This is a genomic window from Shinella sp. WSC3-e (genome assembly GCF_945994535.1).
Classification (GTDB): Bacteria; Pseudomonadota; Alphaproteobacteria; order Rhizobiales; family Rhizobiaceae; genus Shinella; species Shinella yambaruensis.
This window is the reverse complement of record NZ_OZ000530.1, coordinates 2,730,472-2,756,323: the sequence shown is the minus strand read 5'-3', so window position 1 is coordinate 2,756,323 and position 25,852 is coordinate 2,730,472. Positions and strand designations below refer to the sequence as shown.

The following is a 25,852-nucleotide window of genomic DNA, read 5'->3' as shown; positions in this document are numbered from 1 at the left end:
GGGAAAACGGCCTTTGATCGTGCGGTATGGACCGGACGAGGATATCCGAACCAGGAGTGGGAACATGACACACACGCTTACCCGCAGAATGCTTTGCCTTTCCACCGCCCTCCTCACCGTGGCCGCCCTCGCGCCGGGTCTTGCCGGCGAGGCGAAGGCCGATGAGGCGCCGATCAAGCTCGGCATCGTCGCGCCGATGAGCGGTCCGAACGCCCGCTACGGCGCCTTCTCGATGCACGGCGCGGAACTGGCCGTGAAGGAGATCAACGATGCCGGCGGCGTCAACGGCCACAAGATCGAGCTCTACAATGCCGACAGCCAGGGCACGCCCGTCGAGGGTGTCTCGGCGACGCGCCGGCTGATCGACCAGGACGAGGTGGACTTCGTCATCGGTGACGTCTCCAGCTCCGTGACGCTCGCCATGCAGCCGGTCGCGGAAGATGCCGGCGTGCTGCTCTTGAACGCCGCCTCCTCCAACCCGAAGATCACCTACGGCGCCGGCGTCGGCGGCTTCAAGTGGACCTACCGCAACTATCCGACCGACGAGAACCGCGCCTATGTCGTGGCGAAATACGCCGCCGAGGAACGCGGCTTCACCAAGTTCGCCGTACTGTCCGTCGATAGCGACTACGGCCGCTCGGCCATCGAGTTCACCAAGAAATACCTGCCCGAGTTCAAGGGCGAGATCCTTTCGGAAGACTATTACAAGGAAGGCGAGGTCGACTTCCGCAGCGTGCTGGCGAAGATCCGCGACGGCGGGGCTCAGGCGATCATCATGTACGGCCTTGCCGACACGACGCCGATCATCGCCCGCCAGATGGTCGAGCTCGGCCTTGCCGGTAAGGTGACGCTGGTCGGCAACGGCGAGTTCAACACCGAAAAGACCATCGCCTCCGCGCCGACGGCGCTTGAGGGTGCCGTCGAGGCCGCCGCCTGGCTGCCGGCCTGGGATTCGCCGGAAAGCAAGGCCTTCGTCGAAAAGTTCACCACGACTTACAATGAAGCGCCGAACAACCATGCCTATGTCCACTGGGACACGGTGAACCTGCTCGCCGCTGCTGTGCGCGAGGCCGGCAGCGTCGAGCGCGAGGCGGTGCGTGACGCGCTGTCGAAGATCAAGTACAAGAGCCCCGTCGGCGAGGTGACCTTCGACGACCACAACCAGGCCCGCCTGCCGATGATCCTGTTGCAGATCGAGGACGGCAAGCCGAGCATCAAGGGCGCCTTCACGGCCGATATCCAGTATCCTGCCAACTGAGCCGGTCGGGAGGACAGGCCCATGGTCTCGACCCTTATCGAGCAGATCGTCAACGGCATCGTGACCGGTTCGGTCTATGCCATCGTCGCGGTCGGCATGACGATGATCTTCGGCGTGCTCAGGGCGATCAACTTCGCCCACGGCGAATATTACATGCTCGGCACCTTCGGGGCCTGGTTCGCCATCGATTACCTTGGCCTCTCCTACGAGGCCTCGATCGTCGTCGGCATCCTCTCGACCATCGTCATCGCCTATGTGGTGGGGCAGCTCGTGATGCGCCGCATGGTGGGGGCCCCGGCGGAATCCGGGGTGCTCGCCACGCTCGGCATCGCGCTCGTGCTTCAGAACACCGTCATCCTCGTCTTCGGCGGCGGCTACAAGTTCTTCTCCGGCGGCTATATCGAGCCCGTCTCGATCCTCGGCTTCTCGCTCGCCGAGCAGCGCGTGCTCATCCTCGTCGTCTGCCTCCTGGTCTTCATCGGGCTGGAGCTGATGGTGACGCACAGCCGCATGGGCAAGGCGATGCGGGCGGTGTCGCAGAATGTCGAATGCTGCGAGGTGGTCGGCATCGACGTGCCGCAGGTGGTGCTGCGCACCTTCATCCTCGGCGCGGCGCTGGCGGCGCTCTCGGGCGTCCTCACCGCGCCGGTGAACGTCAGCGTCTATGGCGGCATGGGCGAGCTCATCACCTTCAAGACGCTGCCGATCATCATCATGGGGGGCCTCGGCAATGTGCGCGGTACCTTCTTCGCCGCCATGATCCTCGGCATCGCCGAAAGCCTCGTCGCCACCTATGTCGGCCTGCAATACCGCGACACGGTGGGGTTTGCGACGCTGATCCTGATGCTGATGTGGCGGCCGCACGGACTGTTCTCGACGCAGGCGCGCTTCTAGGGGCAGTCAGCCGAAGCGGAAAACGCTTCGGCCGCTCCGGGCGTGAAACTCCTCTCGAACTTTTGGGGACCCGACATGTCTCTCACGCAAACCAGCGAACGGGCGCGCCGGCGCGATTATCGCATCCCGCTCGGCATCCTGCTCTTCTCCGTGGCGCTCGCCGCGCCCTTCATCGGCAGTCGCTATGTCGTCCATGCGCTGATCATCGCGCTCGTCTTCATGCTGCCGGCGCACGGGCTGAACCTGCTCGTCGGCTATACCGGCCTGCTCTCGCTCGCCCAGGCCGCCTTCTTCGGCATCGGCGCCTATGCGGCGGGGCTGCTCGCCATCACCTACGGCACGCCCTTCTACGTCAACGCGATCGTCGCGGGCCTTGCGGCCGGCCTGGTGGCGCTGCCGCTCGGCGTGCCGGCGCTGAGGCTCCGGTCCACCTCCTTCGTCATGTGTACGCTCGGCTTCGTCATCATCGGCCAGGCCATCGCCAAGAACTGGATCTCGGTGACGCGCGGCGACATGGGGCTTTCCGGCATCCCGAAACCCTATTTCGAGCTCGGCCCGCTCTCCTTCACCGTGGGCGGCACCACCGGCTTCTACTACCTGGCGCTCGCCATCGGCATTCTCGCGACGCTCGCGGTCTTCGCCGTCGTCCGCTCGCCGGCGGGCCGCAACATGGTGGCGATCCGCGAGAACGAGACGCTGGCCGAATCCCTCGGCGTGCCGACCTGGCACTACAAGCTGATCGTCTTCATGCTGAGCGCTGTCTTTGCCGGCGTCGGCGGCAGCCTCTATGCGCATTACCTCACGGTGGTGAGCCCGCTCACCTTCCAGATGTACTATTCCACCACCATGCTGATCATCGTGCTCGGCGGCGGGGCGGGCATGATCTCCGGCACCATCTTCGGCAGCCTGCTCTTCGTCGGCCTCACCGAGGCGCTGCGCATCACGCCGGAACTGCGCATGATCGCCTACGGCCTCTGCCTGCTGGTGCTGGTCTTCTGGTTCAAGCAGGGTTTCGCGCCGGTCATCAACCGGGTGTGGAACGCCATCGGAGGCGCGAAATGACGGCCCATCTTCCGCTTCTCGACATCAGGAACCTCACCAAGAGCTACGGCGCGGTGAAAGCCGTCAACGATGTCAGCATGCATATCGACCGCGGCGAGATCGCCGGGCTGATCGGGCCGAACGGTTCGGGCAAGTCGACCTTCTTCGATTGCAGCACGGGCCTTGCCCGGCCGGATTCCGGCACGGTCGTGCTCGACGGGCAGGACATCACCGGCTGGTCGCTGAACCGCATCGCGCGGGAGGGCCGCATGCTGCGCTCCTTCCAGAAGACCGTGACCTTCCGCTCGCTGGACGTCGAGGAGAACCTCATCATCGCCGGCCAGATGTTCACCTTCCCGTCGATCTGGTCGACCTTCAGCCTGGGAAAACTCTCCCGCCAGCGCATCGCCGGCCTGCGCGAGCGCGCCCGGGAACTCATCAAGATGGCCGGCCTCTGGGACGTGCGCCACCAGCCGGCGGGCAACCTGTCCGGCGGCCAGCAGAAGCTGATCCAGTTCGCCTCCATGCTGATGCCGGAGCCCAAGCTCATCCTGCTCGACGAGCCGATGGCCGGCATCAACCCGAAGATCATCGAGCGGGTGGTGGAGACCATCCTTTACGCCAACACCTCGCTCGGCGTCAGCTTCCTCGTCATCGAGCACAATATCGACGTGGTCACCAGCATCTGCCGGCGCGTCATCGTGCTCGACCAAGGGCAGAAGCTGGTCGAGGGACTGCCGCAGGACATCATCCAGGACCAGCGCGTGAGGGAGGCCTATCTTGGCGGCTGAGACGAACCTTTCGATCGCCGGCCTTCGCGCCGGTTACGGCAATCTCGACATCCTCAACGGCGTCGACCTCGACGTGCCGGCCGGCCAGTTCGTCGCGCTGATGGGGCCGAACGGGGCGGGGAAATCGACGCTCCTCAAGACGCTCTACGGCATGACCACCATCAAGGGCGGCAGCATAAACTGGCGCGGCAAGGACATCGCCGGCTACAGGTCGCGGGCGATCCTCGGCGAGGGCATTTCCTTCGTGCCGCAGGGGCGCTGCAATTTTCCGGTGATGACGGTCGACGAGAACCTCCAGATGGCGGCCTACACCATCCGCGACGAGAAGGTGAGGGCCGAGCGGGACTATGTCTACGACCTCTTCCCGATCCTCAAGAAGCGCCGCACCACGCTGGCGGGCAACATGTCCGGCGGCGAGCAGCAGCTTCTCGAAGTGGCGATGGCGGTGCTCCAGCGCCCGAAGGTGCTGCTGGTCGACGAGCCCTCGGTCGGCCTCTCGCCCGCCGCCATCGGCATCGTCTTCGACGAGCTTCTGCGCCTGCACGCCTCCGGCCAGACCATTTTGCTCGTCGAGCAGAACACCAAGAAGGCCATGGAGGTCGCCGAGCGGGCGGTCATCCTGCGGCTCGGCAAGGTGATCTGGGACGGGCGGCCGGCCGACATCACCCATGACGAACTCGGCGAACTCTTCCTGACGGGCAAGATGCGCGGGGAAGCCGAGGCGCCGCACTGATCCACCAATCGAGGTCATTCCCATGAGCACGTTCACCCCCGCCTCCCGCGTTTCGCGCATCAAGGTCTCGCCCAGCTCCGCCGCGTCGGCCCGGGCGCGCGACCTGAAGGCGGCCGGCCGCGACATCGTCGACATGACCGTCGGCGAGCCGGATTTCGACACGCCCGACGACGTGAAGGCCGCCGCCCATGCCGCCATCGACCGCGGCGAGACGAAATACACCGCCGTCAACGGCACGCCCGCCCTGCGCAAGGCGATCATCGGCGACTTCAAGCGCCGCCTCGGCCTCGACTATGCGGAAAACGAGATCTGCGTCGGCGGCGGGGCGAAGCAGATCCTCTTCCTCGCGCTGATGGCGAGCGTCGAGAACGGCGCGGAGGTCGTCGTGCCCGCGCCCTACTGGGTGTCCTATCCGGACATGGTGATCGCCAATGACGGCACGCCGGTCATCGTCGAATGCCCCGAGGCGCAGGGCTTCAAGCTGACGCCCGCGGCGCTGGAGGCGGCGATCACGCCCAAGACGCTCTGGCTGATCCTCAACGCCCCCTCCAATCCGACGGGAGCCGCCTATTCGCGCGCCGAGCTGGAGGCGCTCGGCGCCGTCCTCCTGCGCCATCCCCAGGTGTTCGTCCTGTCGGACGATATCTACGATCAGGTCTGGTTCCGCGACGAGCCGATGACGACGCTCGCCGCCGCCGTCCCCGCCCTGAAGGACCGCGTCCTGCTGACCAACGGCGTCTCCAAATCCTACGCCATGACCGGCTGGCGCATCGGCTACGCCGCCGGCCCCGCACCGCTGATCGCCGCGATCAACAAGCTCCAGTCGCAGATGTCTTCCTGCCCGTCCTCCGTCAGCCAGGCCGCCGCGGCTTATGCGCTGACGGCCGACCAGGCTTTCGTGCGCGACAGCGTCGCGGTCTACAAGGAGCGCCGCGACTATGCCTGCGCCCGGCTTAACGCCATACCGGGCCTCTCCTGCACCGTGCCGGACGGCGCCTTCTACCTCTTCCCCAACTGCGCCGGGGTGATCGGCAAGCGCACGTCCGAGGGCAAGGCCATCGAGACGGACCTCGATTTCGTGCTCTACCTCCTCGATGGCGTCGGCGTCGCCGCCCTGCAAGGCGCCGCCTACGGCCTCTCGCCTCATTTCCGGCTGTCGATCGCCACGTCGATGGAGGCAATCCGGGAGGCGTGCGATCGTATCGAGAGGGCTGTTGCGGCGCTCCGTTGAGGATCGTGCGGGGCAATTGCCCCTCATCCGGCCTGCCGGCCTCCTTCTCCCCGTAAACGGGGAGAAGGGATATGCCACGCCGGTTTCCCTAACTCGATATCCTTGCGTGGGGCACGTCCCCTCTCCCCGCTTGCGGGGAGAGGGTTAGGGTGAGGGGCAAAACGACCTCAAGGCCCGGCAGGGCAGAGGGGGTGATCCCCGAACCACAAGCAACTGGCCCTTGCGCCCCTCCCGCCCGAGCGCTTAGGGTCCGGCAAAGGGAGAGGCCATGAGCGTCGATTTCCGCAAGCTGAAGAGTTTCGTCAAGATCGTCGACACGGGGAGCGTTTCCCGGGCGGCGGCGATCCTGCGCACGGCCCAGCCGGCGCTGTCCCAGCAGATCGCCTCGCTCGAAACCCATTTCAAGCACAAGCTGCTGATCCGCAGCAATGTCGGCATCGCGCCGACCGAGGCGGGGCTGATCCTCTACCGTCACGCCCAGCTCATGCTGAAGCAGTTGGACCAGGCGCAGATCGACATCGACCAGGCGGCGAAATCGGTCGCCGGCCGCGTCTCCATCGGCCTTGCCACCTACTCCACCTCCAGCGCGCTTTCGCTTCCCCTGCTGAAGGAAATGCGGGCGCGCCATCCGCACATCATCTTGCATGTCAACGACAGTTTCGGCCATATCCTCTCCGAGCTGATCATGACCGGCAAGATGGACATGGCGCTGATCTACGCCACCAATCCCATCAAGGGCGTGACGCTCCAGCCGCTGTTCCGCGAGGAGATGTTCCTCGTCTCCCCGCCCGGCACGCAGTTCCCCGCCGAGCCCAGCCGCCCCCTGCCGCTCGCCGCGCTTCAGGACGTGCCCCTGCTGCTCCCCAGCAAGGCGCACCTGCTCCGCCGCCTCATCGACGACGCGCTGGCCCGCGCCCGGGTCTCGCCCGAGGTCATCTCCGAGATCGAATCCGTCCCCGCGCTCAGCGCCGCCGTGCTCGACGGCCTCGGCTCCACCATCCTGCCGGCCTCCGTCGTGACCGAGACCTCCGGCTTTGCCGGCGCGGAGGTGCGGGCGCTGACCAAGCCGGTGATCGACGCCACCATATCGCTCTGCGTCTCCGACCACCTGCCGCTGTCGGAGCCGGCGATCGCCGCCCGCTCGGTGCTGCTTGAGATCGTTTCGCGGCTGATGAGTAGTCATCATCAGGGGATTCGGCCGGTTTAAGCATCGGCCGTCCTGCTCCGCCACACCCCCCTCTGCCCTGCCGGGCATCTCCCCCTCAAGGGGGAGATTGGATGGAGCGCCGTTTCGCCCATCTTTGACGTTGCTGATGGAGCAGGGTTTTCGCTTCTTGCCGATCTCCCCCCTTGAGGGGGAGATGCCCGGCAGGGCAGAGGGGGGTGTGGCGGAGCAGGACGGCCATAACCAAACCCTATGGCGGCAGACGGTAGTTGTGTTGGCCAAGGCGCGCTTCCGTCTCCTACCCTTCGGGGCAGCAACGGGTTCGAAATCCGAACCGTCCGACCGCGCTCCGAGGGAAACATGGCAAAACTGGCTTTCGACACTGGCGGGACCTTCACCGACTTCGCCCTTCTCGACGACAAGGGCGACCTCCATCTCCACAAGGTGCTGAGCACGCCGCACAACCCGGCCGAGGCCGTGGTGCAGGGTGTCACGGAACTGCTCGACCTGCACGGCGGGTCGATCGACATTGCCGGCCTCCAGGTGCTCGGCGCGACCACGGTCGTCACCAATGCCGTCCTGGAGCGCAAGGGCGTCGAGACCGGCTTCGTCACCACCGCCGGTTTCCAGGACATGCTGCGCATCCGCAACGAGGGGCGCTACGACCTCTACGACCTCAACATCAAATATCCCGACCCGCTGGTCGCCCGTGCCAATTGCCATGGCGCGGAGGAGCGCATCGCCGCCGACGGCGCGGTGATGACCGCGCTTTCCGAAGAGAGCGTGCGCGAGATCGCCGGCCGGCTGCGCGAGGGGGGCATCCGCTCCGTCGCCGTCTGCCTGCTGCATGCCTATAAATATCCGCAGCACGAGAAGCGCGTCGCCGCCCTCCTGCGCGAGGAGGACCCAGACATCTTCGTCTCGCTCTCCTCGGAGGTCTGCCCGGAGATGCGCGAGTTCGACCGCGCCTCCACCACCGTCGTCAACGCCTATACCCGCCCGCAGATGGCCGGCCATGTCGCCCATCTCCAGCGCGAATTCGCCGCGAAGGGCATCGACCGGCAGGTGCTGTGGATGACCTCCTCCGGTGGCCTCGTGCCGAGCCGTCGCGCGGCGGAACTCCCCGTCCGCCTGATCGAATCCGGCCCGGCGGCCGGCGCGGTGGCGGCGGCGGAGTTCGGGCGCATCGCCGGGGAGGAAAGCGTCCTCTCCTTCGACATGGGCGGCACGACGGCAAAGCTCTGCCTCATCCCGAACGGCGAGCCGACGGTCGGGACCGACCTTGAGGTCGCGCATTATCACCGCTTCCGCAAGGGCTCCGGCTATCCGCTGAAGATCCAGTCGATCCAGATGATCGAGATCGGCGCGGGCGGCGGCTCGATCGCGGCGAAGAACCCGCTCGGCCTGCTCGATGTCGGTCCGCGCTCGGCGGGCGCCGCGCCCGGCCCCGCCGCCTACCAGCGCGGCGGCACGGAACCGACCGTCACCGATGCCGACATCCTGCTCGGCTACATGGGCACGGGCTCCTTCGTCGGCGGCTCGTTCAAGGTCTCGAGGGAGGCGGCGCAGGAGGCGATGGCCAAGCTCGCGACAGCGCTGAACGTCTCCGTGGAGCGTTGCGCCTGGGGCATCCACGATCTCGTCAACGAATCGATGAGCAAGGCGGCGGCGATGCATGCCACCGACCTCGGCGTCGATCCGCGCTCGCTGCCCATGGTCGCCTTCGGCGGCGCGGGGCCGGTGCATGCCTACGGCATCGCCCGCAAGCTCGGCATCAAGCGGGTGATCTGCCCGACGGGCGCGGGCGTCACCTCGGCCATCGGCCTGCTCATCGCGCCGGTCGCGGTCGATCTTTCGGTCAGCCATCCGATGGCGGTCGATAGCTGGGACATGGACGCGATGAACGCCATCCTCGACGATCTCGCCGGCCAGGGCGCGGAGGTCGTCTCGGCGGCGGGCGTCGAGAAGGCGACGATCAGCAACCGCTATACCGTCGACATGCGCCATGTCGGGCAGGGGCACGAGATCACCGTCGCCCTGCCGGACCGCGGCCTGCCGCTGGACGCGTTCCGCCGCCAGCTCCTCGACAATTTCTTCAAGCTCTATCGCGAGCTGTTCGGCCGCACCGTCGCCGCGCCCGTCGAGGCGATCACCTGGCGGCTGCGCGCGAGCGGCGAGACGGACCAGGTCACGCGCCCGCACCGCACCGAGGTGGCGGACGCACAGAAGGGCAGCCGCCCGGTCTATTTCCCGGAGATCGGGACCTATACGGAAACGCCGGTCTACGACCATTACAAGCTGCCGGTCGGCACGGCGGTCAAGGGACCGGCCATCGTCGAGCAGCGCGAATCGACCGCGGTCGTCGGCCCGGCCGGCACCTTCCACGTGGATGCCAGCGGCAACCTCGTCATCAACATCGATTAAGGGGACGGCAGATGACCAGGACCGCTACCGATTTCAACGATCCGATCAATCTCCAGGTGATGTGGAACCGCCTGATCTTCATCGCCGACCAGGCCGATACCGTGCTCGGCAAGACGGCCTTCTCGCCCATCGTGCGCGAGAACCACGACTATGTGACCGTGCTGATGGACAGCAAGGGCAGGGCACTTGCCCAGTGCACCTGGTCGATCCCCGTCTTCATCACCTCGCTGCCCGTCGCCGCGCAGAAATACTTTTTGCCGAAATTCCCGGTCGAGACCCTGCAGGAAGGCGACGTGCTCGCCACCAACGATCCGGAGATCGGCACGGGCCACCTGCCGGACGTGACGATGATCACGCCGATCTTCAAGAACGGCAAGGTCGTCGCCTATGCCGGTTCCATCGCACATCTCCCCGATATCGGCGGCGCGCCGCTGCATTCGGAGGCGAGCGACATCTTCGAGGAGGGCATCCGCTTCCCCATCGTCAAGCTGCTCAAGGCCGGCGTGCCGAACGAGGATGTCTTCGACATCATCGCAGCCTCCGTGCGCCTGCCGACGGAGGTGAAGGGCGACCTCGAATCGATGATCGCCGCCAACAATGTCATGGGCCGGGAACTGGTGAAGTTCCTCGACGAATACGGGCTCGACGACATCGACGGGCTCGCCGAGGCGATCCATTCCCGCTCCGAGGCGCAGACGCGCAAGGCGATCCGCGAATGGCCGAACGGCACCTATTCGGCCGAGGTGCTGCTCGACGGCTACGATACGGATGTGAAGCTCTGCGCCTCCGTCATCGTCAGGGACGACTCGATCCATGTCGACTACGCCGGCACCTCGGACCAGGTGCTGCATTCGATCAATTGCCGCACCAATTACCGCTATGCCCATTCGGTCTATGCGCTGAAATGCCTGCTCGATCCGGAAACGCCGAACAACGAGGGCTGCATCGTGCCGATCACCGACGAGGCGCCGCTCGGCTCGATCCTCAATCCGCAGCAATGGACGGCGGGCAATTCGCGCAACCTGATCGGCCATGTCATCCCCTCGTTGATCTTCAGGGCTTTGGAGAAGGTCGTGCCGGAAAAGGTGATGGGCGACAGCGGCGGCGCGCCGATCTGGGCGGCCAATTGCGTCGGCCAGCGCGACGACGGCTCGCAATACGGCTCCGTGCAGAATTTCCACGGCGGGCAGGGTGCGCGGGCGGAATTCGACGGGCTCGACACGCTGAGCTTCCCGTCGAACTGCAAGGTGACGGCGGTGGAGATGTTCGAGATCGCCGTGCCGGTGCTGACCGAGCGCAAGGAACTGATCGCCGACTCGGGCGGGGCGGGAAAACATCGCGGCGGGCTCGGCCAGCGCGTCGTGCTGCGCAATATCGGCCGCAACCCGATGAGCATCTACCTCGCCTCCGAGCGCGTGCGCCATCCCTGCTTCGGCGTGGTGGAGGGCGAGAGCGGCACGCCCGGCAAGGTGATGAAGGAAGGCCGGAAGCAGTTTCCCAAGGGCAAGGTCGTGCTGAAGACCGGCGAGCGGCTGGAGGTCGAGACCCCTGGCGGCGGCGGCTGGGGCCGGGCGGCCGAGCGCAGCGCCGATCTCGTCGCGCAGGATCTCGCTGAAGGACTGGTCACGCCGGAAGCGGCGTGCACCCGCTACGGCTATAAGGAACGGGCGGCGGTGGAATAAAGCAATTCCAGCAAAAGTGCGCAGCGGTTTTGCGTCCGGAATTGCGTAAGAACTTCAGGAGGACGACATGGGATTGCTCGACGGAAAGATTGCGCTCGTCACCGGTGCGGGAACGGGCATCGGCAAGGAGACGGCATTGCTGCTGGCCGGCGAGAGCGCCCATGTGGTGCTGACCGGCCGGCGCGCCGGGCCGCTGGAGGACGTGGCGGCCGAGATCGCCGCGCGCGGCGGCAAGACGGCGGTGCGCCCGCTCGACATCGCCTCCCGGGAGGAGATCTTTTCCGCCGTCGAATGGGTGCGCGACACGCTCGGCCCCGTCGATATCCTCGTCAACAATGCCGGCAGCGCCAGTAAGGTGCTGAACGCCCGCTTCCTCAGCGAGGAGGAGTGGAATTCCACGGTCACCGTCAACCTCACCGCCGTCTTCAACCTCACCCAGGCGGTGCTGGAGGACATGATCGCCAGGGGCGGGGGAACGATCATCACCGTCTCCTCGCTCGCCGTGGTCAATCCGAACCTCCTCGGCGGGGCGGCCTATGGCGCGGCCAAGGCAGGCGTGAAGAACTTCATGACCTTCCTGCATAACACTTATCGCAACCAGGGCATCCGCGCGACGACGATCCTGCCCGGCGAGACCGACACGCCGATCATGGACAACCGCGCCCGCCCGCCGCTCGACAGCGAGCGCGCGGTGATGCTGAACCCGCACGATGTCGCCCGCGCCATCCTGCTCTGCGCCAGCCTGCAAAAGGGCGCGATGATCCCCGAGCTGCACATCTGTCCGACATTCATGCGCGACACCTCCGCCGATATCGAGACCGCGCGCTGGGTCGGCGCCCCGGCCGATACGCCGGACCTTCCCAAGGAGAAACGCCGATGAACGGCGCGAAACTGCGCGCGCGGCTTGCCGCCGGCGAGGCCGTCACCATGTATACCCCGCACCACGCCTCCTCGGGCCTTGCCGCCCGGCTGGTGGAGCTCGGGGCGGACAGCGTCTTTGTCGATTGCGAGCACGGCACCTGGAGTTTTGAGGACGTGCGCACGACGGCGCAGATCGTCCGCTCCGTCGGTGGCGCGGCGATCGTGCGCCCGCAGTCGCATGAGCGCCCGCTGATCATCCGCTACCTCAATGCCGGGGCGGACGGCATCATGGTGCCGATGGTCGACACGGCGGAGGAGGCCCTCGCCATCGTGGAGGCGGTGCGCTACGCCCTGCCGGCCGACCATGAAAAGCGCCTCGTGGTCGCGATGATCGAGACGGTGCGCGCCATCGATAGTCTCGAAGCCATGCTCGCCGTCGGGGGCATCGACGTCTTCTTCATCGGACCCGGCGACCTGTCGCAGGACATGGGCTTTGCGCCCGCCCCGCCTTTCGGCGAGCCGCGCCCGGCGGTGGTGACGGAAAAGGTCGCCGAGGCGGTGCAAAAAATCCGCGCCGCCGGCAAGGTGGCCGGCACGCTCGCCACGCTCGATGAAATCCCACACTGGCGCGAGCGAGGAGTGCAGTTCTTCTACGTCCACTCCGATCCGTTCCTGCGCCGCGGCCTGGCCGCGGTAAAGAGCGCCCTTGCCAGCGCCTGATCCTGCGTGAACACGAAATCCGGCGACCACATTCTCTTGAGAATCCCCGTGAGCAAGATCGAGCTGTTGCAGGTTGGGCCGTACCCAGCCTGGGACGAGGAGCGCTTGAATGCCAACTTCATCATACACCGCGTAGCCGATGGGTGTTCGCTGGTACATCAAATGGTGCTCTGTACTCCACCGTCGCGTTGAAAGTGGCACGCGAAAACGTATTGTTGGCAGCTTGGAATGTTATGAATTTCTAATATTTTGAAATATTTACACGAATCGCAGCTGATATGAGCGCTTCCTCCGCCACCAGCCGGCTTTCTGCTTTCCGGCAAGCGTATTCTTCTTATGCAATTTCGCGGTACGAGACATCATTCTTCGTGGACGTCGATGTGGCGACCAGCGCGAGTTCTGCCGGGGCAGTGTTACGGCGTAGCTGTTTCTTCCGATATGGCCTGAAAAGCGCGGCAGCTTCGGAGCGGTGGGTGGACATTGTGGAATGATGTGGTGGTTGTCGGCGGGGTGTCGCCGCACGGCACTTCAGGATTGGCTGGTTTCGCAATGGCGCTCGGCGAGCTTGCCGGAAAGGTGGTAGGCCTCTGTCTGAGCTTCCGCTTGCGCCGTGGTGTATGCGCCGTCAATCATGCTGGCGCGTTGCTTGATACGACAGGGTAAAAATTCCTTTTGGAAGCGGCTGCACGTCGCAAATCGCAATGGCGGTATGTGTATTTTTCGGAATGCCGCCATATATTAGCGATGATTCAAAAAATGTATTTCCCCGATTATTTCAATAAGAATCGCAATCTTCCAAAAAATCCTCCAAGAGAGGACTTATGTTTTCTTGCCAAGTAAATAACTTTTTCAATGTCTGTCTTGTTTGAAAGAAATTTTCCGAAGACCCTGTAATCGTCCCCGTATATCTCTTCCAGCTTTTTTATCAGTTCTCCCGTCAATTCGCTTCTGTCTGCCGGTGGTCCTCCCATTTGCTTGCGCGGGAGTTTTTTCTGCTCGCCTGTAAGGGTCGAAAAGAAAGCCTCTATCTGTTGCGAATCGGAGATATTAAAAATGAGGTTGTAGTATTTTTCATCTTTTCCAAGAAAGTCTGTAAGAGGGTCTGTGTGAATCGAAATGGATTTGCTTACGTTTCTGTATTCTGAAAGTCTATCAACGAATTCCTGAAGTGTTGGCGTCTTTCTGAGACCGAGAGAAGCCATCCTTTCGGCGATATTTTCGCCTTCCAACTCCTTGTGGTGCATCACCCTGTTTCGCCAGGCGGAAACGACCCTGTCCACCGGGTCTCGGACGATCGCTATTCTGAAGAATTTCTGATAGTCGTCGGGATTGATCGTCGAAAATTTGGGCGTCTTATACTCTTTATGAATATGCCGGATAGCCCCGGTCGCCTCATCCTTGATGGTTGTAAATCCCTCTCCAGTCTTGATGCTGTGGAGGAGATGCTTCATTGAAGTATTCGCTGCCTTCGGGACGGGGAAATAAGCAACTTTTATTTTATCCACTGTAACGACCAAGGCAGTCTCCTCAAAACTCAGTATGTCGGCTCGCTCTTTCAAGCGAATGGTCAGGCGCAATTTCCCGTGGCGCTTTCTTGATTCAGGAGAACTGTAGTATGAATCGTTCCCTGTATCCAGAAAGCTTGTGATAATTTTGCGTAGTTGACTAGATTAGTAGAATATTCCTGGTGCAGACTTGGCTGGCGGTGCTGCGAGCTGGCGAGCCTTGCGGTTGCTGTCCGGGGTCCTGAGCGAGGCCGGGGCGGCGTCCTCATATCCTGCTAACCATATCTTTATGAGATCGTCGCACTGTCCGGCCAGGAGACCGGGTATGGCGAAGAAGACGAGCAGGCGGAAAAAGACATCGGCACCACGGCGATCCGCGGCCACGCGGCGCGGCGGCATGGTGCACTGGTATTTGCTGGGCGCGGCGGTGATCGGAGGCATTCTCTACATGGACAACCGCCTGCCGGGGCCCGAAACGTCGGCGACGGGGATCAAGACGGCCTCGATCGAGCGCAAGGAAAAGACGGCCGAGCGCGAGGCGGTGCTGGCGCGGCCGAAGCAGCGGCCGGCCGAAAAGGCCGTGGAGCAGGCGCTGCCGATGCCGGAAAAGCTGCCGGCATTCTCGGGCAAATGGTTCATCTGCACGACGCAGACCGATTATTGCGTGCTCGACGGCAGCACCATCCTCTATGCCGGCCGCAAGGTGCGGCTTGCCGATGTCGACACGCCGGCAATCGCCGGCGCGCGCTGCGATGCGGAGCGCCTGCGCGGGGGCGATGCGAAGCTCCGACTGCGCGAGATCCTCAACGAGGGCGATGTCACGCTGGTGGCCAAGGGCGAGGCGTCCGGCAAGGCTGGCGCGGCGCCGCATCTTGTTATGCGCGGCGGGCAGTCGGTCGGCCAGCGGCTGGTCGCGGAAGGGCTTGCGAGGCCCTGGACGGGCAAGCATCAATCCTGGTGCGGTTGACGGATTTGGCCTTGCGCAACCTGTGCCTTTCCGGCACAAGCCAGACGCAAGCCTGCGTCCCTATGCTTTCCGTTAACCGGGATGGTGCCGGCTGGAAAGGGACAATGACATGTCGAACGACCTTGAGCGCTACAGCGATCCGGACAATGCAACGGTCGCGCTCTTTCTCCTCGAAAACGATGCGGATGAGCTGACGGACATCCTCGTGGCCGCGCTGGACGAAGCTTTCCGCATCCTCGGCGACGAGGCCCCGCCCGCGACGGTGCACTGATCGCCGACACGAAAGAGGGGCCTTTGAGGCCCCTCTCGCTTTTGGGCCATCCGCTACAATACTTACCCTGCGGCGACGACCTGGCGCTGCACGCCGAGGCCGGCAATGGAGACTTCCATGCGGTCGCCGGGCTTCAGGTAACGCGGCGGCTTCATGCCCATGCCGACGCCGGGCGGCGTGCCGGTTGTGATGACGTCGCCGGGCTCCAGCGCCATGAACTGAGAGATGTAATGCACGAGGAAAGGCACCTTGAAGACCATGGTGCTCGATGAGCCGTTCTGCACCAGTTCGCCGTTGACGCTGAGCGTCATGGCAAGATCGGCGGTATCCACCTCGTCCGTGGTGACCAGCCAGGGGCCGATCGGGCCGAAGGTCGGGCACCCCTTGCCCTTGGTCCACTGGCCGCCGCGCTCCAGCTGGTAGGCGCGTTCGGAAATGTCGTTGCAGACACAGTAGCCGGCGACATAGTCGAGGGCATCGGCCTCCGAGACATAGGAGGCGCGCTCGCCGATGACGACGGCAAGCTCCACTTCCCAGTCGGTCTTTTCCGAACCGCGCGGGATGAGGATCGTGTCGTCGGGACCGACGACGCAGGAGGGGGCCTTGTTGAACAGCACCGGCTCGCTCGGCACGGCCATGCCGCTTTCGGCCGCATGGTCCGCATAGTTGAGGCCGACGGCGATGAAATTGCCGACGCGGCCGACGCAGGCGCCGAAGCGGCTGCCTTCCGGCGCGAGCGGCAGGCTCTTCGGATCGACGGCGGCAAGGCGCTTCAGGCCCTCGCGGCCGAGCACGTCGCCGGCGATATCCGGCACCAGGCCGGAAAGGTCGCGGACCTTGCCGTCCGCATCGATCAGTCCGGGCTTTTCCGCGCCCGCCGCGCCAAAGCGTACCAGTTTCATGAGAACCTCCGTTGGATGCCACCGATTTCGGTTGCGCGCACCATTCCCCTGGTTTTACATCAAGTCAATGATTTTCGAAAATCCAGCGATCTTTATAAATTCGGCGAGGCGTGATGGAGCAGAAGAAGGCAGGTGGGCGCACCCTGGCGGGAGACGCCTATGAGGCGATCCGGCAGGCGATCCGCACGGGCGCGGTCAAGCCCGGCGACCGGCTGCGCTTTGCCGATCTCCAGGTGCTGTGCGGCATGAGCGTGACGCCGGTGCGCGAGGCGCTGGCGCGGCTGACGGCGGAGGGGTTCACGGTGCTGGACGACCACCGCGGCTACAGCGTCGCGCGCCTGTCGCTGGAGGAGTTGCGCGACATCACGGCGACGCGGCAGCTCTGCGAGGGGGAGGCGCTGCGGCTTTCGGTGCTGCGGGGGGACGCCGACTGGGAGGGGAGGGTGATCGCCGCCCATCACCTGATGGCGCGCATCCCGCAGGCGCGCGAGGATATCCCGTCGGCGATGCGTGAGGACTGGGAGGCGCGGCATGCCGCCTTCCATGCCGCGCTCATTTCGGCCTGCGGCTCGCCGGCCCTCCTGGAAATCTGCGAGAAGCTGTTTTCGCGCGCCGACCGCTATCGGCGCCTGTCGGTCAGCCTGCTCGGCACCGCTCGGGACGTTGCGGGGGAACATCGCCGGCTGATGGAACTGGCGCTTGCGCGGGATGCCGAGGGCGCGGCCGCGGCATTGCGCGACCATTACGGCCGGACCGCGGCGGCGCTCGAGGGCTTTTTTGCGGTCTAGAACCTTTCTTCTGGTGCGGCCCCGTGTTCAGGACAGCGGAATAAAGACGGGAGCGGCAGGCCTCGGCCTGCCGCTCCCGTTCGTGTCCGACACCGGGTAAGACCCGGATGAAGCGTTTTGCCTTACTTGCTGGCGACGGTCGCCGAGCCGATTTCCGCACCGCCGCCGATCGCCACGTTCAGGGCGACATAGTCGCGGGCGAGCTGGCGGATCGCGGAGGCGAGCGACAGGCGGGCCGAGGCGACGTTGCGCTCGGCATCGAGCACGTCGAGGATGGTGCTGGCGCCGCCGCGATAGCTTTCGCGGGCAAGGTTCAGCGTCTGCTCATAGGAATTGACGACCTTGCGCAGCGCGGCGACCGTCTGGCCGTCGCGGATCAGCGCCGTCTGTGCGTTTTCCACTTCCTCGACGGCGTTGAGAACCGTCGACTTCCAGGTCAGGTACTGCTGCTCGGCTTCCGAACGGGCGATCTTGACCCGTGCCTTCAGCGAGCCGCCGTTGAAGATCGGCAGCGACAGCGTCGGGCCGAAGGACCAGCTCGTCAGGTTGCCGGTGGCGGCGCTGGTGAAGTTGCGCGTCGCGCCGATCGAGCCGCCGAGCTCGATGCTCGGATAGAGATCGGCCTCGGCCACGCCGATCTGCGCGGTTGCCGCCTGCAGGCGCCGCTCGGCCGCGCGGATGTCCGGACGGTTGCGGATGAGGTCCGCCGGAATGCCGGTGCGCGTCGCATAGCGCGGCATCGGCTGGGCCGCGCCCTTGATCAGGCTGGAGGTGATCGTGCTGGCCGGCAGGCCGAGCAGGGTCGCGATATGGTTCGCCGACTGGTGGAAGCCGGTTTCAAGCGCGGGCAGCTCGGCCAGCGTCTGGTTGACGAGGCCTTCGGTCTGCAGCACGTCGAGGCTCGAGGCGGCGCCCGCCTCCTTGATCTCGTTGGTCAGCTTCAGCGTCTCGCGGCGCGATTCCAGGTTCTTTCGGTTGAGCGCCAGCGCTTCCTGGTAGTAGCGCGCATTGACGTAGCTCGACACGAGGTCGGAGAGATAGGCGAGGCGCGCGACGTTGACATCGTCATAGGCGGCGTCGAGCGAGGCGTTGGCGGCTTCCTTCGAGCGGCGGTACTGGCCGAAGAAGTCGAGCAGCCAGGAGGCGCTCGCACCGGCAGTCAGCGACTTCGAGGAAGATGAATCGCGGCCCGAGGTGCGGCGCAGGTAGTCGCCGTCCTGGCCGCTTGCCGAGGCTTCCGCCGAAGCGCCGATGCTCGGCAGCGCGCCGGCGCCGGCGACGATGACATTCGCCTCGGCCGCCGTGATGCGCTCCAGGGCCTGCAGCACGGTGAGGTTTTCGGCCATGCCCTGATGGACGAGATCGTTGAGGCGCTTGTCGCGGAAGGATTCCCACCACGGATTGAGCGTCACGTTCTCGCCGCTCGTGGCCTTGCTTTCGGAAAACTTGGCAGGAAGGGCGGTGTCGGGCTTCTGATAGTCGGGGCCGACGACGCAGCCGGACAGGAGAAGCATGCTCAACGGAAAAAGCGTCCTGGTGAAATTCATGGGCCTACCCTGCCAGCGCTCGTGGCGTACTTATTAACAGAACAAAATCGAGATTCACTCTTTATTCATGTTTGGAGGGAAGATCGAGCCTTCCCCTAAAAAAAGAATGGTCCCACAGCGTTTTTTCCCCGCTTCATTCGGAGGGTGTGTCCGCCAGGCAACTGGAGCATTTGCCCAGGGCTCCCGTCTTTGCTCGTCACGCGCAAGCGGGTGGTTGTGGCTGCGCGATCAGGTTGCGCCACGGCATTTCCCCGGAATCCTCGTCTTCGCGACATATTTTCCTGAAAAATGCTACGAGCGCGAACATTATTTTCTGATTCGAATTGTCACACAAATCCGGCAGTAATTTATTCCAAAATTCTGCGGATTCCATTGACAAGGAAGGAAGAGCCGCTTATGTGTTGGAGCATCGCATGAGGACCGAATGCGTTTTATCCCGGTCCACTCTGACGCGTCCATTTTAGAGCGTCAGCGCCAACAAGAGGGAGTGTGTCATGTACGATATCAACTGCATCGCCTCCGTGCGTGTGGCGTACTCCTGTCGTGAAACGATTACAGGGAAAGCGCATACGGCCCTCTGCCGAATGTGATCTGACGTCCCTCTTCGATTTTAGCGCAAGATTTGAATGAGCTGTGCCTTCGGTGCGGCAGGAGTTGTTATGCAAAAGCAGGTTATCGAAATCGGTGGTGAGGCCGTCGGCGTCGTCGTTCCCGATGAGGATCGGCTGAAGTTCGTGGCTGTCAAATATTCCGTGTGGGATCTGGATTCCCAGCGCTTCTCCTCGGCAGACGAGGCGCGTGTGGCGATCCGCCGTCTCCTCAACGATCCGTCCGCCTCCACGCGGGCGATGTCGCCGGCCCGTATCGCGGCCGCCTGAGCCTAATCCAGATGATCCGGTGTCCCTGGCACCGGGATCCACCGGCCCCGCCCGCCAGCGGGGCCGGTTTCGTTTTGTGGACAGTGCATTCACCGGGCGGCGGCTGGCGCGGGGCGCCGAATGCTGGTTGTGTAGCCCGCGAAAGGAGGTGCCCCATGGTTAGCGGCATCCATCATATCACGGCGATTACCCGGAAGATCCAGGCGAACGTCGATTTCTACGTGGGCTTTCTCGGCCTGCGCCTCGTCAAGCGCACGGCGGGTTACGAGGACGCCGACCAGCTTCACCTCATCTATGGCGATGCGGCGGCCAGCCCCGGCTCGCTGGTCACCTTCCTTGCCTGGGAGGACGGGTCGCCCGGTCGCGTCGGCCTTGGCCAGCCCGCCGAGATCGCCCTTGCCATCAAGCCGGAGGCGATCGGCTTCTGGCTGACGCGCGCGCTGACGCAGAACATCGCGACGAGCGGTCCGGCGCAGGAGTTCGGCGAACCCGTGCTCCGGCTGAAGGATCCGGACGGCATCATCGTCAAGCTCGTCGGCGAGGCCGATGTGGACGGCCCGGCGCCCCATGTCACGAAGGACATTGCGGCGGCCGATGCCGTCCAGCGCATCCGCGGCGCGACGATCTTCTCTGAGAAGCCGGCCGAGACGGCAGCCTTCATCGCCGGTCATTTCGGCTATCGGACGGTGGCGGCGGCGAACGGCATTACCCGGCTCTCGGGCGAAGCGGCCGACGTGCTCGACATTCGCGATGCGAGCGGCTTCTGGACGTCCGCGCCCGGCACCGGCACGATCGACCATGTCGCGCTGCGCGCGCCGGACCGCTCCGCCGTGGAGGCGCTCGCCGACCGGCTTGCCAGCGAAGAGGCGGGCGAGACCAACATGCACGACCGGAAGTACTTCTATTCGCTCTATGTGCGCGAACCCGGTGGGGCGCTGCTCGAATATGCGACGGACGGCCCCGGCATGACGGTGGATGAACCGCTGGAGGCGCTTGGCGAGAAACTGTTCGTGCCCAGGCATTTTCGCGCCGACCCGGAGGATGTCCGGGCGCGGCTTCCCCAGTTCTCCCTGCCGGGAGAAGAGCGCATGAGCGAGCGGGACCTGCCCTTCATCCACCGGGTGCACCGGCCGGAAACCCCTGATGGCGCCGCCATCGTGCTCCTGCACGGCACCGGCGGCAACGAGGCGAGCCTTCTGCCTTTCGGGACGAAGCTCGCGCCCGATGCCGTGCTGCTCAGCCCGCGTGGCCGCAGTCTCGACGAGGGCTATCCGCGCTTCTTTCGCCGGCTGACCGTGACGACCTTCGACCAGAGGGACATTGCGGATGAGGCGGAAGCCTTCGCGGCCTTCATGGAAGGGGCGAACGCGGCCTACGGGCTCGACCCGGACAGGACGCTGTTCGTCGGCTATTCGAACGGCGCGAACATGATCGGCGCGATCATGCTGCTGCATCCCGGCATCATCCGCAACGCGGTACTGCTGCGCGGCATGAACGTGCTGGAAACCGTGCCGGAGGCGGACCTTTCGGGGGCGGACGTGCTGATGCTCACCGGTCGGTCGGATCCCTACGGCGCCTATGCCGGCGAACTCGAGGCACATCTGAAGGCGGCCGGCGCATCGGTCGAGAACCGGCTGCTTGCCGCCGGTCACGACATCGGCCCGGCGGACCTGGAAGCCGCCAAGGCCTACCGGGAACGCATCCTCGGCTGAAGCCGGGGCAAACGAAAAGGGGCGCGTCGCGGGACGCGCCCCTTCTTTCTATCGCTTGTATTCCGTCACGAAGGCCGAGAAGCCGGCGATGAAATCACCGAGCTTCTTTTCCGTTGCCTTGTCGGCGATCCGGCCGTCCTCGATGACGCTGCCGGCGCGCGAGACCAGAAGCTTGGCGCCGAACCAGGGCACGGTGCCGAGCGTGCGCATGACGGGCAGCCAGGCCTCCTGCGACAAAAGCGTGCCGAAATTGCCGGGCGAGGCGCCGGTGATGGCGAAGGGCTTGCCGCCGAAGACGCGGGCGATGTCGGAGGAGGGGCGGCTCATCCAGTCGATGGCGTTCTTGAAGACGCCGGGAATGCCGTTGTTGTATTCCGGCGTGAAGAGAACGACGCCGTCCGCCGCCGCCACGAGGTCCTTCAGCCGCGTCACCGCTTCCGGAAGGCCCGCTTCTGCCTCCACGTCGGCGTCATAAAGGGGAATGCCGTGGATCGAGCCTTCGGTGATCGTCACACCTTCGGGCGCCATGGCGAGGGCGGCGCGCAGCAGCGCCGTGTTGTAGGAACCCTTGCGCAGGCTCCCCGAGATTGCCACCAGTTTCGTCATCCCGACTCTCCTTTCCAAAACATGGGCATAAAAAACCCCGGCGGACGGTTTGTCACGCCGGGGTTTCTTCGGTTTCAGACGAGGGGCTTCAGCCGGGCCTCGATCTGCGCGCGGCGCGGTTCGAGGAAGGGCGGCAGCGACAGGCTCTCGCCCAGCGTTTCAAGCGGCTCGTCCACGGCGAAACCGGGGCCGTCCGTGGCGATCTCGAACAGGATGCCGTTCGGCTCGCGGAAATAGAGCGAGCGGAAGTAGAAGCGCTCGACCTCGCCGCTGGAGGGCAGGCGGAAGCCGCGCAGGCGCTCCGTCCAGGCATGCAGCGCTTCCTCGTCCGGCGCGCGGAAGGCGACGTGGTGCACGGCGCCGGCACCCTGGTGGGCGACCGGCAGGTCCGGTTCGACGGCAACATGCAGTTCGGCCGCCGGGCCGCCTTCGCCCATCGAGAAGACATGCACGTCGCCCGCGCCGTCCGGATTGGGATAGGTCGCGGTTTCCCGCATGTTCATCACCTGGGCCAGCACGGCTTCGGTGTTGCGGATATCCGGCACGCTGAGCGTTATAGGGCCGAGGCCCTTGATCTGGTGCTCGGCCGGAACCGGGCTTCTAGCCCAGGGATTGGCAGGCGCGCCGGCATCGTCGGCGACAAGGCGGAAACGCTGCCCCTCGCCGTCCTCGAAATCGAGGCTGGCGCGGCCGCCGACATCACGGATCTCGCCGGCTTTGACCTTCATCTCGCCGAAGCGGGCCTTCCACCATTCGAGCGTCGCAAGGCTGGCGACGCGCAGGCCGGTGCGCGAGACGCTGTGCGTGCCGCGCCGCTCGTGGCCGACCGGCCAGTCGAAGAAGGTGAGGTCCGTGCCGGGCGAGGCGAGGCCGTCGGCGTAGAAGAGGTGGTAAGCGCTGGTGTCGTCCTGGTTGACGGTCTTCTTGACGAGGCGCAGGCCGAGGACCTGCGTGTAGAAGCGCAGGTTCTCCGGCGCGTTCGCGGTGATCGCCGTCAGATGGTGGATGCCTGTGAGCTGCAGGGTCATGATGAAGCTCCTCTCCCCGAAGACAGTCCGGGATATCTGTGCCGCCCCGTTGCGAGGCCTTGCGTTGAGGCGAATATCGCCCTTCGCGGGCGGTGCGGGAAGATCGGGGCGGACGAACGGATCGTTCACTTATCCTGAACGGCAACCTCCATTGCCGCACCTGCCGGCCGGCGGGCGAGGCCGGGTTCGATCGCTTCGTTCAAATTTTATCCTTTCATAAACCAGCATTCGCTTACGCTGCCGGCCTGCGAAATGACTTCGTCTCTGTTTCGCCGCGTCCGCCGGCATGTTCCGCCATTTGTGATGACTGCCGCTGCGGACTTTCCCGCGCGGATGGGAGGAGACGTCATGCTGCCGAAGACTGCGACTGCCCGAAACATGCTCGCCATCGTGGCGGCCGGCGTTGCCACGACCGTTGCGACGGCGGGCGTTCTGCTCTTTCTGTCCTATCGTGCCGTGGAGGAGCGTTCCATCTCGGAAATGGTCAACGCGGCGGAGGCGAGCGCCGGCGAGGTGGAGACCTATTTCGCACAGGTCAAGGCGCTGAGCTGGAACATGCGCTCGGCGCTCTATGCCGTGAAGGCGACGGACGCCCCGAGCCGCGAGACGATGAACGGCATCTTCGACCGCCTGATGGCCGACAATCCCTTCGCGCTCGGCGTCAGCACCGGCTGGGAGCCGGATGCCTTCGACGGCAAGGATGCGCACTATGTGAACCAGCCCGGACACGACGCCACGGGCCGCTACATTCCCTATTTCGTCCGCAACGAGGGCAAGGTCGACATGGTCGCGCTCGTCGATTACGACAAGCCCGGCCCCGGCGACTACTACCAGGTGCCGAAAGCCACGGGCAAGGACCTGCTGACGGAGCCCTACAGCTATGTCATCGGCGGCAAGAACGTGCTGATGACCTCCTTCATGGTGCCGCTCGCCTTCGACGGCGCCTTCAAGGGCGTCACCGGCGTCGATATCGCGCTCGATGCGCTCGCCGCCGACATGGCGAAGCTGAAGCCGCTCGGCGAAGGCTATGTCGCGCTGCTCAGCCAGGGCGGCAGCATCGTCAGCTACCCGGACGCGGCCTTGCTCGGCAAGGCGCTTGGCGATTCCGGCCTCGACGCGGCGGCCTGGCAGGCGTTGATCGCCAATCCGGAAAAGGCCATGGAAATCACCGATGCCAACGGCCTCACCTCCGTGGCGGTCGCCGTGCCCGTGCCGCTGGTGCCGGGCACGACTTGGTACACGGTGGTCGCGGTGCCGAAATCGGTGCTCTTTGCCAATCTGTCGGCGCTTGCCGTCACCTCGATCATCGTGATCGCCATCGCGGCCGGCCTGATGATCGCCATCGGCTGGCTGCTTGCCGCCCGCTTCCGCAAGCGTCTGGAAACCGTCATCGTCGCGACGAGCGAGATCGCGCAGGGTCGCACGGACGTCGATCTCAGCGAATCCGAGCGCAAGGACGAGATCGGCGAAATGGCCCGTTCGCTTGCCGTGCTGCGCGATGCCACGCTCGCCAAGATCCGGCTCGAAGGCGAGGCAGAGCAGAACCGCGCGCTTTCGGAAGACGAGCGCCGCCAGCGTGCCGAGGAAGCGGACGAGCGCGAGCGCCAGACACGCATCGCCGTCGAGGCGCTCGCCGACGGCCTCCAGAAGCTGGCCGACGGCGACATGACGCATCGCATCGAGCATGCCTTTGCCGGCTCGCTCGATCGCGTCCGCCACGATTTCAACGCCTCGGTGGAAAAGCTGCAATCGGCGCTGCGCTCCGTCGGCAGCAACGCCAATGCCATCCAGGCCGGTTCCGCGGAAATCCGCTCGGCCTCCGACGATCTTGCCAAGCGCACCGAGCAGCAGGCGGCCTCCGTCGAGGAGACCGCGGCGGCGCTGGAGGAGATCACGACCTCGCTCAAGGACGCCACGAAGCGGGCGGAGGATGCCGGCCAGCTCGTCGAGCGGACCCGCCTCGGCGCCGAAAAATCAGGCGAAGTGGTGCAGCGCGCCGTGAATGCGATGAGCGGCATCGAGAATTCCTCGCGGGAAATCTCAAACATCATCGGCGTGATCGACGAGATCGCCTTCCAGACGAACCTTCTGGCGCTGAATGCCGGCGTCGAGGCGGCGCGGGCGGGCGAGGCGGGCAAGGGCTTTGCGGTCGTCGCGCAGGAAGTGCGCGAGCTCGCCCAGCGTTCCGCCAACGCCGCCAAGGAGATCAAGGCGCTCATCACCAAGTCGGGCGAACAGGTGCATCTCGGCGTGGCGCTGGTCGGCGAGACGGGCTCGGCGCTGACGGAGATCGTCGACCAGGTACAGGAGATCGACCAGAACGTCGCGGCGATCGTGCGCTCGGCGCGCGAGCAGTCGACGGGCCTCAACGAGATCAGCGCGGCGGTGAATTCCATTGATCAGGGCACGCAGAAGAACGCGGCCATGGTGGAGGAGCAGACGGCGGCAAGCCATGCGCTGGCGACCGAGGCCGCCGCGCTCAACAGCCTGATCGCGCAGTTCCGCCTCGGCACCGGCACGACCGTTCGCCCGGTGGTCGCCTCGGCTGCCGAACATCGCCCGGCCGCCTCCGGCGCGCGGGCGCTCGGCAACACGCTGGCCCGCGCCTTCGGCGGCGGACAGGCGGCTTCGGCCAATGCGGCGGCGCAGGACTGGGAAGAGTTCTGAGCCTTCCCGATGCACCATCCCGAAAGGCGGCCCGGTAGGACGGGCCGCCTTTTTGTTGGATGAAAAAGGCGCACAACGTTTGTGCGTTGCACACAAATTGGCCATGCCGGCATGGCTGCGCGCCCCTAATTTTAATTAGGTATATCTTTAGTAATATGAAATCATTTTTGTATTTCGCGCG

The 25,852-nt window shown here is 64.9% G+C and carries 22 protein-coding genes; 17 read left to right on the top strand and 5 right to left on the bottom strand.

Annotation, left to right across the window (positions count from 1 at the left end; genetic code table 11):
- Window positions 1-64: 64 nt before the first annotated feature.
- The 11 genes from AABF56_RS13580 to AABF56_RS13525 all read left to right on the top strand — a co-directional run bounded on the left by AABF56_RS13580 (window position 65) and on the right by AABF56_RS13525 (window position 12,800).
- Window positions 65-1,258 (top strand): ABC transporter substrate-binding protein, encoded by a 1,194-nt coding sequence (locus AABF56_RS13580; protein WP_244768425.1) that lies wholly within the window; start codon window positions 65-67, stop codon window positions 1,256-1,258.
- 21 nt (window positions 1,259-1,279) lie between these two features.
- Window positions 1,280-2,152 carry a branched-chain amino acid ABC transporter permease gene (locus AABF56_RS13575; protein ID WP_244768426.1) on the top strand — a complete coding sequence of 291 codons (873 nt, stop codon included), beginning with the start codon at window positions 1,280-1,282 and terminating at the stop codon, window positions 2,150-2,152.
- Between the two features lie 75 nt (window positions 2,153-2,227).
- Window positions 2,228-3,214: a branched-chain amino acid ABC transporter permease gene (locus AABF56_RS13570; protein WP_272806313.1), complete on the top strand. Its 987-nt coding sequence runs from the start codon at window positions 2,228-2,230 to the stop codon at window positions 3,212-3,214.
- Window positions 3,211-3,984, top strand: coding sequence for an ABC transporter ATP-binding protein (locus AABF56_RS13565; RefSeq protein WP_272806312.1), 774 nt, complete (start codon window positions 3,211-3,213; stop codon window positions 3,982-3,984). The genes AABF56_RS13570 and AABF56_RS13565 overlap by 4 nt, the downstream gene beginning before the upstream one ends.
- Window positions 3,974-4,717, top strand: a complete 744-nt coding sequence (locus AABF56_RS13560; protein WP_272806311.1) for a branched-chain amino acid ABC transporter ATP-binding protein — start codon at window positions 3,974-3,976, stop codon at window positions 4,715-4,717. Before AABF56_RS13565 ends, AABF56_RS13560 begins: the two co-directional genes overlap by 11 nt.
- Before the next feature lie 22 nt (window positions 4,718-4,739).
- A complete protein-coding gene (locus tag AABF56_RS13555; protein WP_272806310.1) occupies window positions 4,740-5,948 on the top strand; it encodes an aspartate transaminase in 1,209 nt (402 codons plus the stop codon).
- A 268-nt stretch (window positions 5,949-6,216) separates the two neighbouring features.
- Window positions 6,217-7,155, top strand: a complete 939-nt coding sequence (nac, locus tag AABF56_RS13550) for a nitrogen assimilation transcriptional regulator NAC (protein WP_272806309.1) — start codon at window positions 6,217-6,219, stop codon at window positions 7,153-7,155.
- Between the two features lie 318 nt (window positions 7,156-7,473).
- Window positions 7,474-9,537, top strand: a complete 2,064-nt coding sequence (locus AABF56_RS13540; protein ID WP_272806308.1) for a hydantoinase/oxoprolinase family protein — start codon at window positions 7,474-7,476, stop codon at window positions 9,535-9,537.
- A gap of 11 nt (window positions 9,538-9,548) precedes the next feature.
- Complete coding sequence (locus tag AABF56_RS13535; RefSeq protein ID WP_272806307.1) at window positions 9,549-11,219, top strand: hydantoinase B/oxoprolinase family protein; 1,671 nt, start codon at window positions 9,549-9,551, stop codon at window positions 11,217-11,219.
- Window positions 11,220-11,286: 67 nt separating this feature from the next.
- A complete protein-coding gene (locus tag AABF56_RS13530) occupies window positions 11,287-12,099 on the top strand; it encodes an SDR family NAD(P)-dependent oxidoreductase (RefSeq protein ID WP_272806306.1) in 813 nt (270 codons plus the stop codon).
- Complete coding sequence (locus AABF56_RS13525; protein WP_272806305.1) at window positions 12,096-12,800, top strand: HpcH/HpaI aldolase family protein; 705 nt, start codon at window positions 12,096-12,098, stop codon at window positions 12,798-12,800. Before AABF56_RS13530 ends, AABF56_RS13525 begins: the two co-directional genes overlap by 4 nt.
- A 770-nt stretch (window positions 12,801-13,570) precedes the next feature.
- Here AABF56_RS13525 and AABF56_RS13520 read toward each other — a convergent pair.
- Complete coding sequence (locus tag AABF56_RS13520; RefSeq protein ID WP_272806304.1) at window positions 13,571-14,317, bottom strand: sulfotransferase family 2 domain-containing protein; 747 nt, start codon at window positions 14,315-14,317, stop codon at window positions 13,571-13,573.
- A gap of 313 nt (window positions 14,318-14,630) precedes the next feature.
- Between AABF56_RS13520 and AABF56_RS13515 the strand changes: the two genes are divergently transcribed.
- Both AABF56_RS13515 and AABF56_RS13510 read left to right on the top strand, forming a co-directional pair.
- The gene (locus tag AABF56_RS13515) at window positions 14,631-15,272 is read left to right on the top strand and encodes a thermonuclease family protein (RefSeq protein WP_272806303.1); all 642 of its coding nucleotides are present in this window, start codon (window positions 14,631-14,633) and stop codon (window positions 15,270-15,272) included.
- A 109-nt stretch (window positions 15,273-15,381) separates the two neighbouring features.
- A complete protein-coding gene (locus tag AABF56_RS13510; RefSeq protein ID WP_244768438.1) occupies window positions 15,382-15,543 on the top strand; it encodes a hypothetical protein in 162 nt (53 codons plus the stop codon).
- 62 nt (window positions 15,544-15,605) lie between these two features.
- Here the strand turns inward: AABF56_RS13510 and AABF56_RS13505 are convergent, their stop codons facing one another.
- Window positions 15,606-16,445, bottom strand: coding sequence for a fumarylacetoacetate hydrolase family protein (locus AABF56_RS13505; protein ID WP_272806302.1), 840 nt, complete (start codon window positions 16,443-16,445; stop codon window positions 15,606-15,608).
- A gap of 113 nt (window positions 16,446-16,558) precedes the next feature.
- Between AABF56_RS13505 and AABF56_RS13500 the strand changes: the two genes are divergently transcribed.
- The gene (locus AABF56_RS13500; protein WP_272806301.1) at window positions 16,559-17,233 is read left to right on the top strand and encodes a GntR family transcriptional regulator; all 675 of its coding nucleotides are present in this window, start codon (window positions 16,559-16,561) and stop codon (window positions 17,231-17,233) included.
- Between the two features lie 122 nt (window positions 17,234-17,355).
- On the opposite strand, the gene AABF56_RS13495 is transcribed toward AABF56_RS13500, so the two are convergent.
- Window positions 17,356-18,747 carry an efflux transporter outer membrane subunit gene (locus tag AABF56_RS13495; protein ID WP_244768507.1) on the bottom strand — a complete coding sequence of 464 codons (1,392 nt, stop codon included), beginning with the start codon at window positions 18,745-18,747 and terminating at the stop codon, window positions 17,356-17,358.
- A gap of 692 nt (window positions 18,748-19,439) precedes the next feature.
- Between AABF56_RS13495 and AABF56_RS13490 the strand changes: the two genes are divergently transcribed.
- Together AABF56_RS13490 and AABF56_RS13485 are read left to right on the top strand one after the other, a co-directional pair.
- Entirely contained in the window at window positions 19,440-19,658 is a 219-nt protein-coding gene (locus AABF56_RS13490; RefSeq protein ID WP_272806300.1) for a hypothetical protein, read from the top strand.
- A gap of 155 nt (window positions 19,659-19,813) precedes the next feature.
- The gene (locus AABF56_RS13485) at window positions 19,814-21,370 is read left to right on the top strand and encodes a VOC family protein (protein WP_272806299.1); all 1,557 of its coding nucleotides are present in this window, start codon (window positions 19,814-19,816) and stop codon (window positions 21,368-21,370) included.
- A gap of 48 nt (window positions 21,371-21,418) precedes the next feature.
- Here AABF56_RS13485 and AABF56_RS13480 read toward each other — a convergent pair whose 3' ends face one another.
- Together AABF56_RS13480 and AABF56_RS13475 are read right to left on the bottom strand one after the other, a co-directional pair.
- Complete coding sequence (locus AABF56_RS13480; RefSeq protein WP_272806298.1) at window positions 21,419-21,976, bottom strand: NADPH-dependent FMN reductase; 558 nt, start codon at window positions 21,974-21,976, stop codon at window positions 21,419-21,421.
- A 74-nt stretch (window positions 21,977-22,050) separates the two neighbouring features.
- Entirely contained in the window at window positions 22,051-23,004 is a 954-nt protein-coding gene (locus AABF56_RS13475) for a ring-cleaving dioxygenase (protein WP_272806297.1), read from the bottom strand.
- A gap of 348 nt (window positions 23,005-23,352) precedes the next feature.
- Here AABF56_RS13475 and AABF56_RS13470 point away from each other — a divergent pair, with 348 nt between their 5' ends.
- Window positions 23,353-25,671, top strand: coding sequence for a methyl-accepting chemotaxis protein (locus tag AABF56_RS13470; RefSeq protein WP_272806296.1), 2,319 nt, complete (start codon window positions 23,353-23,355; stop codon window positions 25,669-25,671).
- The last annotated feature ends 181 nt before the right edge of the window (window positions 25,672-25,852 follow it).

Bases quoted from the DNA above. Each gene is read 5' to 3' on its own strand.
- AABF56_RS13580 (WP_244768425.1), top strand. From the start codon at position 65: ATGACACACACGCTTACCCGCAGAATGCTTTGCCTTTCCACCGCCCTC.
- AABF56_RS13575 (WP_244768426.1), top strand. From the start codon at position 1,280: ATGGTCTCGACCCTTATCGAGCAGATCGTCAACGGCATCGTGACCGGT.
- AABF56_RS13570 (WP_272806313.1), top strand. From the start codon at position 2,228: ATGTCTCTCACGCAAACCAGCGAACGGGCGCGCCGGCGCGATTATCGC.
- AABF56_RS13565 (WP_272806312.1), top strand. From the start codon at position 3,211: ATGACGGCCCATCTTCCGCTTCTCGACATCAGGAACCTCACCAAGAGC.
- AABF56_RS13555 (WP_272806310.1), top strand. From the start codon at position 4,740: ATGAGCACGTTCACCCCCGCCTCCCGCGTTTCGCGCATCAAGGTCTCG.
- nac (WP_272806309.1), top strand. From the start codon at position 6,217: ATGAGCGTCGATTTCCGCAAGCTGAAGAGTTTCGTCAAGATCGTCGAC.
- AABF56_RS13540 (WP_272806308.1), top strand. From the start codon at position 7,474: ATGGCAAAACTGGCTTTCGACACTGGCGGGACCTTCACCGACTTCGCC.
- AABF56_RS13535 (WP_272806307.1), top strand. From the start codon at position 9,549: ATGACCAGGACCGCTACCGATTTCAACGATCCGATCAATCTCCAGGTG.
- AABF56_RS13530 (WP_272806306.1), top strand. From the start codon at position 11,287: ATGGGATTGCTCGACGGAAAGATTGCGCTCGTCACCGGTGCGGGAACG.
- AABF56_RS13525 (WP_272806305.1), top strand. From the start codon at position 12,096: ATGAACGGCGCGAAACTGCGCGCGCGGCTTGCCGCCGGCGAGGCCGTC.
- AABF56_RS13515 (WP_272806303.1), top strand. From the start codon at position 14,631: ATGGCGAAGAAGACGAGCAGGCGGAAAAAGACATCGGCACCACGGCGA.
- AABF56_RS13510 (WP_244768438.1), top strand. From the start codon at position 15,382: ATGTCGAACGACCTTGAGCGCTACAGCGATCCGGACAATGCAACGGTC.
- AABF56_RS13505 (WP_272806302.1), bottom strand. From the start codon at position 16,445: ATGAAACTGGTACGCTTTGGCGCGGCGGGCGCGGAAAAGCCCGGACTG.
- AABF56_RS13500 (WP_272806301.1), top strand. From the start codon at position 16,559: ATGGAGCAGAAGAAGGCAGGTGGGCGCACCCTGGCGGGAGACGCCTAT.
- AABF56_RS13495 (WP_244768507.1), bottom strand. From the start codon at position 18,747: ATGCTTCTCCTGTCCGGCTGCGTCGTCGGCCCCGACTATCAGAAGCCC.
- AABF56_RS13490 (WP_272806300.1), top strand. From the start codon at position 19,440: ATGCAAAAGCAGGTTATCGAAATCGGTGGTGAGGCCGTCGGCGTCGTC.
- AABF56_RS13485 (WP_272806299.1), top strand. From the start codon at position 19,814: ATGGTTAGCGGCATCCATCATATCACGGCGATTACCCGGAAGATCCAG.
- AABF56_RS13480 (WP_272806298.1), bottom strand. From the start codon at position 21,976: ATGACGAAACTGGTGGCAATCTCGGGGAGCCTGCGCAAGGGTTCCTAC.
- AABF56_RS13475 (WP_272806297.1), bottom strand. From the start codon at position 23,004: ATGACCCTGCAGCTCACAGGCATCCACCATCTGACGGCGATCACCGCG.
- AABF56_RS13470 (WP_272806296.1), top strand. From the start codon at position 23,353: ATGCTGCCGAAGACTGCGACTGCCCGAAACATGCTCGCCATCGTGGCG.